Origin of the sequence: Lysobacter soli, assembly GCF_009755585.1 — a bacterium.
GTDB classification, from domain to species: Bacteria; Pseudomonadota; Gammaproteobacteria; order Xanthomonadales; family Xanthomonadaceae; genus Lysobacter_J; species Lysobacter_J soli.
Genome location: NZ_CP046603.1, coordinates 1655295 through 1668919 on the forward strand (window position 1 = coordinate 1655295; position 13625 = coordinate 1668919).

A 13625-nucleotide genomic window follows, 5' to 3' on the forward strand; every position below is an offset into this window, starting at 1 on the left:
GATGGGAAGGCGTTTCGCTTGGGCGTTCGCGCTCGTTCCGGTGATGGCGTTCGCGCAGGGCGTTGGCGAGATCCGCATGTTGGACGATTTCGAATCGACCACGCCGTGGCAGGTCGTCACCTCCGATCAGGTGAGCGGGACGCTGCGCACCGTGCCGGGCGCCGACGGCCAGGCCGTGTGCCTGGACTACGACTTCAACGGCGTGTCCGGTTATGCCGGATTGACGCGTGAAATTCCGATCGATTATCCGGACAACTACGCGTTCTCGTTCCAGCTGCGCGGCGATTCGCCGACGAACGACCTGCAGTTCAAGGTCGTCGACGAGAGTGGCGACAACGTGTGGTGGGTCAACAAGCCGGGTTACGATTTCCCGAAGACGTGGACGCCCGTCGCCTACAAGCAGCGCCACATCAGTCGCGCGTGGGGCCCGGCGCCGGATCCTACGCTGCGCCATAGCCGCAGGATCGAATTCACGATCTACAACAGCGTCGGCGGCAAGGGTTCGGTGTGCTTCGACCAGCTGGCGTTCCGCAAACTCGCGCCGCAGGACAACTCGCCGCTGACCGGCACCGCAAGCGCGACAGTGGAGACTCGCAACGGACCGGCACGTGCCGCGATCGACGATGCGCCCGACACCGCATGGCGAGCCGACGTTGGCGCGAAGCAGGCGCCGCAGTTCACGCTCGACCTGCGCAAGCCGCGCGAGTTCGGCGGGCTCGTCCTCGACTGGTTGCCGGGCGAACACGCGAGCGAGTACCGCATCGAGTTGTCGGACGACGGCGCGACCTGGCGCACGGCGCGCGAGGTGCGCGGTGCCGACGGCGGGCGCGATCACATCGCGCTGCCCGAATCCGAGGCGCGCTTCGTCCGCCTGACGCTGCTGAAAGCGCCGGCAGGCCGTATAGCGCTTTCGCGCTTGCAGGTGATGCCGTTGGCGTTCGCCGCGACGCCGAACGACTTCGTCCGCTCCGTCGCGAAGGACGCGCCGCGTGGCCGTTGGCCGCGTGGCTTCTTCGGCGAACAGCCGTACTGGACGATCCTCGGTCTCGACGGCGGCATCGAGCAGGGCCTGATCGGCGAAGACGGCGCCATCGAAACCGGCAAGGGCGGCTTCAGCATCGAACCGTTCGTGGTGAGCGACGGCAAGCTGGTTACATGGGCCGACGTGAAGGCCACGCAGTCGCTGCAGGACGGCTACCTGCCGATCCCGTCGGTGCATTGGCAGCACGCGGACTTCGCGCTGGACACCACCGCCTTCGCGCACGGCACGCGCGACGATTCGCATCTCACCGCGCGCTACGTGCTTCGCAACACGAGCGATCGCCCGCGCCGCTACGTCTTCGCGCTGGCCGCGCGGCCGATGCAGGTGAATCCGCCGACGCAGTTCCTGAGCACGGTCGGTGGCGTCAGCGAGATCCGTTCGATCAGCGCGAGCGCCGACACCATCGCCGTCACCGGCCGTTTCCGGGTGCATGCGGGCAACGCCGCCGATAGCGCGTTTGTCAGCCGCTTCGACGAAGGGGAAGTGGTGCAGCGCCTCGCACGTGCGGACTGGGCGTCGTTCTGTTCGAAGGGATGCGAACGCAAGGCGTTCGGTGCCGTGGAGAATCAGGTTGAGGACGCGACCGGGCTGGCATCGGGCGCACTGCTGTATGCGGTCGAGCTCGCCCCGGGGCAGTCGCGCGAATTCGACTGGAGCGTGCGCCTCACCGGTCGCGATGTGACCACTCCGACGGCCATCGACGCCGCGAAGGCGCAGGACGCCACCGCCGCCCTCTGGCGCAGCAAGCTCGACCGCGTGCAGATACAGGTTCCCCAGCAAGGCCAGCACGTCGTCGATACGCTGCGCACCGCGCTCGCGCACATGCTGATCAGCCGCATCGGTCCGCGTTTGCAGCCGGGCACGCGCTCGTATTCGCGCGCGTGGATCCGCGACGGCGCGATGATCGGCGAAGGCCTGCTGCGCATGGGGCGCGAGGACGTCGCGGCCGAATTCCTGCGCTGGTACGCGCCGTACCAGTTCGACAACGGCAAGGTGCCGTGCTGCGTGGACGACCGCGGTAGCGATCCGGTGCCGGAAAACGACAGCCACGGCGAGCTCATCTTCACCATCGCCGAGGTGTACCGCTTCAACCGCGATCGCGCGATGCTGCAGGCGATGTGGCCGCACGTGGTCGGCGCGTTCGACTACATGGAAAAGCTCCGACTGTCCGAACGCACCGAGGCCAATCGCGCGCGCAACCCCGCGTTCTACGGAATGATGCCGGCGTCGATCAGCCACGAAGGCTATTCGGCCAAGCCGATGCATTCGTACTGGGACAACTTCTGGGCGCTGCGCGGCTACAAGGATGCAGTCGAGATCGCGCAGTGGCTCGGCAAGGACGCCGACGCGAAACGCTTCGCCGCCTCACTCGATCAATTCCGCGATGACCTGTACGCGTCGCTGCGCAGCGCGACGCAGCAGCACGGCATCGACTTCCTGCCGGGCGCGGCGGAACTGGGCGATTTCGATGCGACGTCGACCACGATCGCGCTCGCGCCGGGCGGCGAGCAGGGTCGCCTTCCTCAGGACCTGCTCACCAACACGTTCGAACGCTACTGGCGCGAGTTCGTGGCGCGTCGCGACGGCACGCGCGAATGGAAGGACTACACGCCGTACGAGCTGCGCACCATCGGCACGTTCGTGCGGCTTGGCTGGCGCGATCGCGCGCACAAGGCGCTGGATTTCTTCTTCGCCGACCAGCAGCCGCGTGCATGGAACCAGTGGGCCGAAGTCGTCTCGCGCACGCCGCGCAAGCCGTTCTTCGTCGGCGACCTGCCGCATGCGTGGGTCGGGTCGGACTACGTGCGTTCGGCACTGGACCTGTTCGCGTATTCGCGCGACCTGGACGACACGCTCGTCGTCGCCGCCGGCATTCCGGCGGACTGGCTGGCGGGCGAGGGCGTGAGCGTGGCGAACCTGCGCACGCAGTACGGCCCGGTGGGTTACCGGCTGCGCGAGTCCGACGGGGCGTTGATGCTCGACGTCGCGCCGGACACCCGGCTGCCGCCGGGCGGCATCGTGTTCACCTGGCCGTACGACACCGCACCCGGCGCGACCACCATCGACGGCAAGCCGGTGCAGTGGCGCGGCGGCGAGTTGCGCATCGGGCGCGCCGGCGCACGCGTGCGGGTGGCGCTGCGCTGAACGGCATGGCCCGGGCGGCGTCGCGTTGACGCCGTCTGGACCTTCGCTGCGGCAACGTTCGAGCCTCCGCAGCATGAAGTGCGGCCCTTGGCCCGGATTCCCCAACGCGTTCTTCCAGCCGACGAGCGTGCGCGCCAGCACGCGCTGGACCGCTACCACGTGGTCGACACACCCACCGAGACGGTCTACGACGATCTCGTCCGCGCCGCCGCGCACCTGTGCGGCGCACCGATCGCGCTGCTGTCGCTGATCGATCGCGAACGCCAGTGGTTCAAGGCGCGCGTCGGCCTGGCCGAACACGAAACGCCGCGCAACGTCGCGGTCTGCGCGCACGCGATCCTGCAGCCGGGCGAGCTGATGGAAGTGAGCGACCTCGCGCGCGATCCCCGCTTCGCGTTCCTGCCGATCGTGATCGGCGAGGTGCGCGCCCGCTTCTACGCGAGCATGCCGCTCACGACCGCCGACGGGCAGGCGATCGGCACGTTGTGCATCGTCGACCGCCAGCCGCGCACGCTCGACGGCGAGCAGCGCGAATGGCTGCATTCGCTGGGCCGCATCGCGATGGGTCTGCTGGACGGGCATGCGCGCCGCTACCAGGACGAAGTCCGCGCCGCGCTCGACCCGCCGCGCGCGCCGCAGTCCGAGCCGGAAGCGAAGGCGAAGGAGAACTACCGCATCGCCATCCTGGAAGTGCAGCGGTACGCGGCCGCGGTGGAAAGCAGTGGCGAGCGCACCGTCGACAAGGCGTTGGCGGCGCTGGAATCGCGCTTCGAAGCCTGCATGGACCTGGAGGCCGGCGATCGGGTGAACCGCGTGAGCGAAAGCGCGGAGTTCGTCGCCGTGCTGATGGGCGATGCGGGCGAAGCGCGCCTGGACGCGCTGCTGGCCGTCGCCGCGGCGGAACCTTCGCAGAGCGGGTTGGCGGTGCTCGTGGGCAGCGCGGTTTCGACGCACGGCGACGAGGCGCTTGGCGCCGTGTTCCTGCGCGCCGAAGCCGACCTGAGCCGGCAGAAGGACGCGGCCGGCGAGTCGCCGGCCTGAACCCGATTACTGCTTCTTCGCCGGCGCCATGGGTTTGGCGTTGACCGCGCTGCCGTCGGTGAGCAGTGCGTTCGGCGCGAGCACGACGGTGTCGTTCGCCGCGACGCCCGACAGCACTTCGATGTCGTTGCCGAGGTTGCGGCCCAGCGTGACGTCGTGGAAGGCGAGCTTGCCGTCCTGCACCGTCGCCACCTGTGCGACCGTGCCGCGCTGCACGACGGTCGACACCGGCACCACGATCGCCGGCACCGCGCGCGTGAGGTGCAGCGCGACGCTGCCGACCATGCCGGCGGGGATGCGGCTGTCGGGGTTGGGCAGTCGCAGTTCGGTGCGCATCACGCCGGCATCGCGCGAGATCGCCTGCGCGCTGCGCACGACCTGCGCCTTGAACGTCTGGCCGGGCAGCTCGGGGAAGGTGACGTCGCCTTCGACGCCCGGCTGGATCTGCAGCGCCACGTTCTGCGGGACGTCGACGACCACGCGCAGCGGATCGAGCGCGTTCACCTCGAACATCGGCTGCGCGCTGGCGACGTCGCCCACCACGCGATCGCCGCGCTCGACGTTGCGCGCGACCACCACGCCGGAGAACGGCGCGCGCACGGTCTGGAAACCCTGGCGCTCGCGCGCGGCGGCCAGACGCGCCTCGGCGGCGCCACGCGCGGCGACGGCGACGTCGAAGTTCGCCTTGCGGTCGCTGTAGAGCTCCTTCGAGATCGCGCCCGAACCGATCAGCACCTGAGCGCGGTCGTAGTTGACCTTGGCCAGTTCCTGGTCCGCCTTCGCCTGCGCAAGCACGGCGGCGGCTTCGCGCACGGCCTGGTCGGATTCCGGCGCGGAGATCACCGCCAGCACCTGGCCGGCGACGACCTTGTCGCCGAGGTCGGCGCGACGTTCGCTGACGAAGCCGGTCGCGCGCGGATAGAGCTGCGCCGATTCGCCGGCCAGCGCACGCGCGGGCAGGCGCAGTTCGAACGCGGCGTCGGCGGGTTTTGCCTGCACGGTCAATACGTCGGGAACCGCCTGCGACGGCGTGGGCTCGGCCGAGCTGCGGTTGCAGCCGGACAGCGCGAGCGCGACCCAGAGCGCGGTCAGGGTGAAGGTCGCGCCCCGCGTGGTGATGCGCGCGTGGGAGGGGGCGGTCGTCATGGCGTGGCTCCTGCCTCGGCGTCTGCGGTGCCGGGGGTGTCGTCGGGATGGGCGGCGTGGCGCGCGGCGGCCGGCATGCGGCGGCCGAGCACGGCAAGGATGGACGGAACGAGGATCAGCGTGGCCGGCGTGCCGAACAGCAGGCCGCCGATGACGGCGCGGCCGAGCGGCGCGTTCTGCTCGCCGCCTTCGCCCAGGCCCAGCGCCATCGGGATGATGCCCAGCACCATCGCGCTCGCCGTCATCAGCACCGGGCGCAGGCGCACCGCGGCGGATTCGTACGCGGCGAGTTCGGGGTCGTGGCCGTCGGCGACCAGTCCGCGCGCGAAGCTGGTGACCAGCACCGAGTTCGCGGTCGATACGCCGATCACCATCATCACGCCCATCAGCGCCGGGACGCTCAGCGGCGTGCCGGTGACGAACAGACCGATGGCGGCGCCGGCGATGGCGATCGGCAGGCCCGACATCGCCACCAGCGGCTGGATCCACGACTGGAAGTTCACCACCAGCACCAGGAAGACGAGCGCGGCCGACATCAGCAGGCCCGCGGCGAGTTCGCCGTACGCGCTCTGCATCTCGCCGGCCTGGCCGACGATCTCGATGCGGTTGCCCGGCTTGAGGCGGGATTCCAGCTGCTTGGTGATGCCGGTCAGCGCGTCGTGGACCGAACCGAGGTCCGTGCCTTCCACGTTCGCCAGCACGCTGATCGTCGGCGCGAGCGTGGTGCGCGCAAGGCTCGCCGGAACCTGCCGCGGCGTGACCGTCGCGATGTTCCGCAGCAGCACCGCCTGCCCGTCGCTGCCGATGCGCAGCGGCGCGTTGAGCAGTTCGTCGATGCTGGTCATGTTCACCGGCGGCGCCTGCACCTGCACGGTGTAGGCGAGCGCGTTGACGGTATCGGTCCAGTACACCGGCGACACCGTGCCGGCCGAGCCGAGCACGGCGAGCACCGCGCGGCTGGCCTGCTGCGCGTCAAGGCCGAGCTGCGCCGCGCGCGTGCGGTCGATGTGCACCTGGTATTCGGGCAGGTCGAGCACCTGGCGCAGCGCGACGTCCACCGCGCCCGGCACCTGGTGCAGGCGCTGCTCGATCTCGCGTGCGAGCGCGAGGTTGCCCGCGCTGTCGCGGCCGATGATGCGCACTTCGAACGCCGCCGCGGCCGAGCCCGCCAGCGTGCGGCTGGTCGCGTCCGGCGGGCGCTCGAACATCTTCACGTCGGGGAATTTCTCCGCGATGGCGTGGCGGATCCGCGACAGGTATTCGTGGCTCGGACCGTGCGGCGTCTTCAGCTGCAGCATGATCTCGGCTTCGAACGAACCCACCACGGCACTGTCGACCAGCGACAGGTTCACCGCGTCGGGCACGCCGATCTGCTCGTAGACCGTCTGCAGTTCGTCCGGCGGCACGATCTTGCGGATCTCACGCTGGATGTCGGTCACGCGCGCGGCGGTCTGCTCAAGTCGTGTACCCGACGGGAAGCGGACCTGGAAACGCAGCTGGCCGGCGTCGACGTGCGGGAAGTACTCGCGTCCCAGCGACATCGCCGACACGCCGCCCAGGGCGACGACGAGCAGCGCGGCGATGGCGAGCACGCCGCCGTGGTGGCCTAGCTTCACCAGCAACGCGTGATGCTTGTCGCGCAGCGCATCGAGGCGATGTTCGACCGCGTGGTTGACCTTCAGCAGGAACTTCTCCGGCGCCCAGCGCGGGTTCGCGCGCGACTGGATGTCGGCCGGCAGGAGCAGGTAGCACAGCACCGGGATCAGCGTTCGCGACAGCAGGAAGGAGGCGAGCATCGCGAAGATCACCGCCAGCGCGAGCGGCGTGAACACCCATGCCGACAGGCCCGTCATCAGCAGGATGGGCGTGAGCACGATGCAGATGGCGATGGTCGAGACCATCTCCGGGAACACCACTTCCTTCGCGCTGTCGAGGATCGCGGTGCGCACGTCCTTGCCGAGCGCGATGTTGCGGTTGGTGTTCTCCACGTCCACCACCGCGTTGTCCACCAGGATGCCGATGGCGAGCGCCAGGCCGCCCAGCGTCATCACGTTGAACGTGTAGCCCAGCAGGCTGAGCATCGCGACCGACGCCAGCAGCGCCAGCGGAATGGCCGACAGCACGATCAGGCTCGAACGCCACGATCCGATGAACACCAGCACGACCAGCGCGACGAGCAGGCCGACCAGCAGCGCTTCGTGGCGGATCGAACCGATGGCGTTGTCGACGAATACCGACTGGTCGAAGATCGGCTGGATGCGCGTGCCCGGCGGGGCGGAGGCTTCGATTTCCGGCAGGCGCTCGCGCACCGAACGCACCAGTTCCACCGCCGAAGCGTTGCCGAGCTTGATCAGCGCCACCGCGACCGCGCTGGAGCCGTCCATGCGCGCGACGTTGGTCTGCAGCGCGCCGCCGTCGCGCACGGAGGCGATGTCGCGCACGTACACCAGCGTGCCGTTGCGCGAGGCGACGGGGATGTCGAGGAAGTCCGCCGCCGTCGCCGGGCTGGAATCGAGCGAGATCTGCATCTCGCGGGCGTTCTCGCGGATGGAACCGGACGGAAGCGTCGGGCTGCCGCGTTCCAGCGCGCCGGTGACATCGGCCGGCGTCAGACCGTAGGTCTGCAGCGCGGCGGGATTGAGGTCGACCATGATCTGCCGCGCCGCGCCGCCGTAGGGCAGCGACATGCGGATGCCGGGGATGGTCTGGATCTGCGAGCGCAGCTGTAGTCGCGCGTAGTCGTACAGCTGCGCCTCGGTGAGCGAGTCCGACGACAGCACCAGCATCAGCACCGGCGTGGACGAGACGTTGTTGCGGATCACCAGCGGCGGCGACGTGCCCGGCGGCATGCGGCGCAGGATGGTCTGCGACACTGACGTGATCTGGCCGAGCGCGCGGTCCAGGCTCACGTTCGGCTGGAAGTCGATGCGCACGATGCTGGCGCCGTTGATCGTGTCGGACCGGACTTCCTTCAGGTCGTCGACGGTGTTCATGATCGCCACCTCGGAGAACGAGGTGAGCTTGGCGGCCATGTCGGCGGCGGGCAGGCCGTTATAGGTCCAGACCAGGTTGACCGACGGGATGCCGACTTCCGGGAGGATGTCGGTCGGCATGCGCCGTGCGGCGAGCGTGCCGAACAGCAGGATCAGGATCGCGAGCACGCCGATGGTGTATCGGCGGCTCAGGGCGTACTGGACAATCCACATCGGGTGGCCGGCCTGTGCTGGGCGAAGCGTCGGGGGAGGGAAGGCCGCACACCCGTTGGCCCCGCGGCCGCGCGTAAGCGGGCGTGCAGGGCGGGTCGGCGCGGGGCGTTCCGTGTCCTGCGTACGGTAGTCCCGGGCGGAGGCATGCGATAGTCCATTGCTGCTGGATCATTGCCCGATCCTGCAAATCCGTCGCGAGCCGGCACGATCGGCAAGCTTCGGCATAGCCCGGAAGTCATAATCCGAGCGCCTCCCGGAACGGCTGCAACTCCCCGGAACTCCAATGCCTTCCATCGATTCCCCGAACGATCGCCCCGGTTGCGCCGCCTTGCCGGAACTCGCGCAGCGGATTGCCCGATCGACACCGGGCGACGGTGTCCACGCGACCGCGTTCCCGCCGCTGAGCCTGGTCCGCCTGAGCGGTCCCACCGCCTGCACGCCGGTCGTGTACGAGCCGCGGCTGGTGATCGTGGCGCAGGGCAGCAAGACGGCGACGCTCGCCGGCCAGACCTACGTCTACAACCCGCTCAACTACCTGGTCGTGTCGGTGACCCTGCCGGTGACGGGGCAGGTGATCGAGGCCACGCCGGACGAGCCATACCTTTGCCTTCGCCTGGACATCGATCCGGACGACGTGGCCGCGCTCATCGCGCAGTCCGGGCTGCCGCAGCCCGCGTCGCCCGACGTCGCGCAGGGCCTCGACCTCGGCCTCTATGCCGCGCGCGTCAACGCACCGCTGATGGACGCCGTGCTTCGCCTGATGCGCCTGCTCGATACGCCGGACGACCTGCCGGTGCTCGGTGCGATGGCGCGACGCGAGATCCTCTACCGCGTCCTGACGGGAGAACTCGGCCATCGCCTGCGCGCGCTGGCGACGAAGGACACGCGCTCCAGCCGCATCGCGCGCGCCGTCGCGCGGCTGCGCGAGGACTACCTGCAACCGCTGAGCATCGACGAGCTCGCGCGCACCGTGCACATGAGCACGTCCTCGTTCCACCACCAGTTCAAGGCGGTGACGACGATGTCGCCACTGCAGTTCCAGAAACACCTGCGCCTGCACGAAGCACGTCGACTGATGATGGCCGGCGGCATGGAAGCGCTGTCGGCCGCGCGCCATGTCGGCTACGAAAGCCCGTCGCAGTTCAGCCGCGAATACAAGCGCCTGTTCGGCGCGCCCCCGCGATCGGAAGTCGGACGTTCGCGCGGCGTGCCGCAGGTCTAGCCTTCGTCGCGCCGCGCGGATCAAGTAATCCAAATCTGCAAACGCGTCGCCGATGTGAGCACGCCCGAAGCAGAACCCTTCTCCCGCCTGCGGGAGAAGGTGCCGTGCCTTGGCAACGCCCCGCATGCCCGGGCTACAGTGGCCGCGTTCCCACCGGACACGAGCACGCATGGATCGCGATGCCCTCCTGCAGCAACTCGCCCGCACGCGCACGGCATTGATCCGCACCTATGTGCTGCACGTGGTGTGGTTCGCCATCATGTGCACCGCGACCGCATTGCAGTGGCGGCAGGACGGCCTGAAGGCCTCGGTGCTGCTTACGCTGGTGACGGTTCCGCCGGTGCTGTTCTACACCGTGCGCGCGCACCGGCTCTGCCGCGCGCTTGATCCGCGCGCACGAACCGTCGGCCTGGTTCCCGTGCTGGTGACGACGGTGATCCTCAGTCCGTTCGAATCCGGACTGGTGCTGCCGCTGAAGAACCTGCTCGTAGCGCGACGCGTGCTGCGCGATGCGCGAATCGCGTCGAAGGACGCAGTGCATGTGGCCAGCAGCGAAGCGTCGATCGAAGCCCAGAGTTGATCCGAACGCTCACGCGCACCAGTGCACGTCGAGCGGCGTGCCGTATGAGCTTTCCAGTGTCGCCAGCACCGGCCAGCGTTGCACGTCGCCGGAGGCGATCGCCTCTTCGAACACCGCGCGCTTTCGCGCACCCTGGATGAGCAGCAACCGGTGCGCGATGCGCTTCATGCCGTGCGGGGTGAGGCTGATGCGGCGCGGCCATCGCTGCGCGCCGGGGCAGCCGTGCGCGTCCACGGCGACGTAGTCGCGCGGGCTGGTTAGGACGCGCTCGGCGTCGGCCATGCCGGGGAACAGCGACGCCGTATGCCCGTCCTCGCCCATGCCGAACACCGCGACGGTCGCTTCGCGGCGCGCGTGCGCGTTGGCGGTCGCGACCGCGCCTTCGAGGTTGCGGCCGGCCTGCGTCATCGGTTCGAAGCGCGCGACGGCGGCGTGGTCGCGCAGGAATTCGTGATGCACCAGCCACGCGTTGCTGTCCGGGTCGTCGGGCAGCAGCCAGCGCTCGTCGACGAGGCCGACGTCCACGCGCTCCCAGTCCAGCGGCGCCTGCGAGAGCGCCCGGTAGACCGGCCCCGGCGTGCCGCCGCCGGAGAGCAGCAGGCGCGCACGTGGCTGGACGATCAGTTCGCGGCGCAGTTCCGCGGCGATCGACACCGCCGCCGCCCAGGTCCACACCTCGCGGTTCGCGTGGGCGTGGAACGTGTAGGTCGCGGCGGTTTCGGGCACCGGCTGGGGCGAGCGATCGGCCATTCGCCGGATCCTCGCACAGCCCACTTCAAGGCCACGTGTGGCGTTACGCGACGTCCTGCGCCAGCGCGGCGGCGCCGAGCAACCCCGGTTGCGGATGCACCACCGCCAGCGTCGGGATGCGTGCCATCACCGGCGAGAACCGGCCCTTGTATTCGAAGCGCTGGCGGAAGGCCGAATGCGCGATCGACGGCAACAGCTTCGGCACGAGGCCGCCGGTGAGGAACACGCCGTCCCATGCGCCAAGCGTCAGGACCAGGTCGCCCGCGGCCGCGCCGAACACCGCGCAGAACACGTCGATCGTGCGCAGGCTGCGTTCGTCGCCTTCCTTCGCGCGTGCGGTGATGTCCGACGGTTTCAGCGGGCCCGGATCCTCGCCGGCGATGTTGCTCAGGGCGCGATGCAGGTTCACCAGGCCCTGGCCGCTGACGAGGCGTTCGTTCGATACGCGGCCGAACTCGGCCGACATCTGCACCAGGATCTCGATTTCCTCCGGCGAGTTCGGCGCGAAGCTGACGTGGCCACCCTCGGTCTGCAGCGGAAAGTAGCGGCCGCCGCGCCGCAGCAGCCCGCCCACGCCCAGGCCCGTGCCGGCACCGATGATGGCGAAGGTGCGGTCCACGGCGTCGTGGCCGCTCCAGCCGATGCCGCCGACCGGCACCACGTCCTGCGGACGCAGCAGCGAGGCGCCCATCGCCTGCGCGGCGAAATCGTTGACCAGGCGCAGCGACCCAAGGCCCAGTTGTTCGCCGGTGCGCACGGCGGAAATCACCCACGGATGGTTGGTGATGCGCGCCTCGTCGCCGTCCACGCGGCCGGCCACGGCGAACACGCCGGTCGTCGCGATGGCGCCGGTGGTGTCGAGGTAATGGCGCGCGGCGTCGGCCAGCGAGGGGAAATCGGCGACGGCGAATTCGCGCACGCTGTCCATCAGCAGCGGGTCGACCGCATCGCGACGCGCGAGCGCGAAACGCGCATTGGTGCCGCCGATGTCGGCAAGCAGGGCGTGGCTGTCGGTCGGGAAGGTCTCGCTCAAGGGATCACCGCGGTGGGGTAAACGCAGAAAGGCCGCAGCGTAATGGACCGCCGCGTGCCTGTCTCCGTGGGCGATGTACCGGCGCCGGCCTGTCGCGACTGAATACGAAATCAGACCCCGCCGCGCATGCCGTTCCCAGAAGAGCGGCGGGACCCGCTGCCGTGGGAGGGAAGGGCAGCGGATCCCGTCCGCCAAACCGTGCGCGACCGTCGGGTCCGTGGCCCCATGAAGGCCGCGCGATAGGCATGAAAACGGTTACATGGCAGGATAACGAAGCCCGGCGCCATTTGCATCGCCGGAACCAACAGAATGCGAGCGCCGTCCCGCTCGACCGCAGGGACACACCCGAGGAACTCAATGGCGAAGGTCACGCTGGATCGTCTGCGCAAGGTCTATCCCAACGGCTTCGTCGGCGTGGACGACGCGACCTTCGACATTGGCGACGGCGAACTGCTGGTGCTGGTCGGCCCCTCGGGCTGCGGCAAGTCGACGCTGCTTCGCATGATCGCGGGCCTGGAAACCATTACCGCCGGCGAATTGCGCATCGGCGATCGCGTGGTCAACGACGTGGCGCCGAAAGATCGCGACATTGCGATGGTCTTCCAGAGCTACGCGCTGTATCCGCACATGACCGTGGCCGAAAACCTCGGTTTCGGCCTGAAGCTGCGCGGCGCGTCGAAGGAGGACATCGCCCGCCGCGTGACCGAATCGGCGCAGATGCTCGAACTGGAATCGCTACTGGATCGCAAGCCGGCAGCGCTGTCGGGCGGACAGCGCCAGCGCGTCGCGCTCGGCCGCGCGCTGGTGCGCCAACCGCAGGTGTTCCTGCTCGACGAACCGCTGTCGAACCTCGACGCCAAGCTGCGTGCGTCCACGCGCGTGGAGATCGCGCGCCTGCACCGCAAGCTCGGCACGACGATGATCTATGTCACGCACGACCAGGTCGAAGCGATGACGCTCGGGCAGCGCATCGTCGTGCTGGACAAGGGCCGCATCCAGCAGATCGACACGCCGATGGCGCTGTACAACCGGCCGGCGAACCTGTTCGTGGCGACCTTCCTGGGCAGCCCGAAGATGAACCTGCTCGAAGGCGAGGTCGTGCAGCGCGATGACGATCTCGCCTTGCGCCTCGCGGATGGCATCGAACTTCCGCTGCCGCCGGAAGCCGGGCTGCGCGAGGTCCTGCGCGGTTTTGCCGGCAAGCGGCTCACCGTCGGCCTGCGTCCGGAAGATCTCTCGCTCGCCGCACCTGGCGCGGGGCAACTTCAGGCGCGCGTGGAAACCGTCGAACCCATCGGCAACGAAGCCTTCCTCAACCTTGCCTGCGGTGGCGGCGAGCTCGTCGTCCGCCTGCCTCCGCGCAACCTGCCCGGTCCCGGCGACACGGTGTATCTGGGGCACAACCCCGAGCACATGCATTACTTCGATCCGGATACCGGGCGCAGCCTGCGCGCGTAGGC

The 13625-nt window shown here is 69.2% G+C and carries 9 protein-coding genes; 5 read left to right on the forward strand and 4 right to left on the reverse strand.

Annotation, left to right across the window (positions count from 1 at the left end):
• The first annotated feature begins 1 nt into the window (after position 1).
• Together GOY17_RS07580 and GOY17_RS07585 are read left to right on the forward strand one after the other, a co-directional pair.
• Positions 2-3187 (forward strand): discoidin domain-containing protein, encoded by a 3186-nt coding sequence (locus tag GOY17_RS07580; RefSeq protein WP_157029907.1) that lies wholly within the window; start codon positions 2-4, stop codon positions 3185-3187.
• Positions 3188-3274: 87 nt separating this feature from the next.
• Positions 3275-4228 carry a GAF domain-containing protein gene (locus tag GOY17_RS07585; protein WP_198173853.1) on the forward strand — a complete coding sequence of 318 codons (954 nt, stop codon included), beginning with the start codon at positions 3275-3277 and terminating at the stop codon, positions 4226-4228.
• 6 nt (positions 4229-4234) lie between these two features.
• On the opposite strand, the gene GOY17_RS07590 is transcribed toward GOY17_RS07585, so the two are convergent.
• Both GOY17_RS07590 and GOY17_RS07595 read right to left on the reverse strand, forming a co-directional pair.
• Complete coding sequence (locus GOY17_RS07590) at positions 4235-5374, reverse strand: efflux RND transporter periplasmic adaptor subunit (protein WP_157029909.1); 1140 nt, start codon at positions 5372-5374, stop codon at positions 4235-4237.
• On the reverse strand, positions 5371-8580 hold the full coding sequence (locus tag GOY17_RS07595) for an efflux RND transporter permease subunit (RefSeq protein WP_157029910.1): 3210 nt from the start codon (positions 8578-8580) through the stop codon (positions 5371-5373). The genes GOY17_RS07590 and GOY17_RS07595 overlap by 4 nt, the downstream gene beginning before the upstream one ends.
• 283 nt (positions 8581-8863) lie before the next feature.
• On the opposite strand from GOY17_RS07595, the gene GOY17_RS07600 reads away from it, so the two are divergent.
• Positions 8864-9802 (forward strand): AraC family transcriptional regulator, encoded by a 939-nt coding sequence (locus GOY17_RS07600; RefSeq protein WP_115840604.1) that lies wholly within the window; start codon positions 8864-8866, stop codon positions 9800-9802.
• Between the two features lie 169 nt (positions 9803-9971).
• Positions 9972-10382, forward strand: a complete 411-nt coding sequence (locus GOY17_RS07605; RefSeq protein WP_157029911.1) for a hypothetical protein — start codon at positions 9972-9974, stop codon at positions 10380-10382.
• Positions 10383-10391: 9 nt separating this feature from the next.
• Here GOY17_RS07605 and pgl read toward each other — a convergent pair whose 3' ends face one another.
• Entirely contained in the window at positions 10392-11132 is a 741-nt protein-coding gene (gene pgl, locus GOY17_RS07610; protein ID WP_157029912.1) for a 6-phosphogluconolactonase, read from the reverse strand.
• Between the two features lie 43 nt (positions 11133-11175).
• The gene (glk, locus tag GOY17_RS07615) at positions 11176-12165 is read right to left on the reverse strand and encodes a glucokinase (RefSeq protein ID WP_232338555.1); all 990 of its coding nucleotides are present in this window, start codon (positions 12163-12165) and stop codon (positions 11176-11178) included.
• A gap of 357 nt (positions 12166-12522) precedes the next feature.
• Between glk and GOY17_RS07620 the strand changes: the two genes are divergently transcribed.
• Positions 12523-13623, forward strand: a complete 1101-nt coding sequence (locus GOY17_RS07620; RefSeq protein WP_157029913.1) for an ABC transporter ATP-binding protein — start codon at positions 12523-12525, stop codon at positions 13621-13623.
• The last annotated feature ends 2 nt before the right edge of the window (positions 13624-13625 follow it).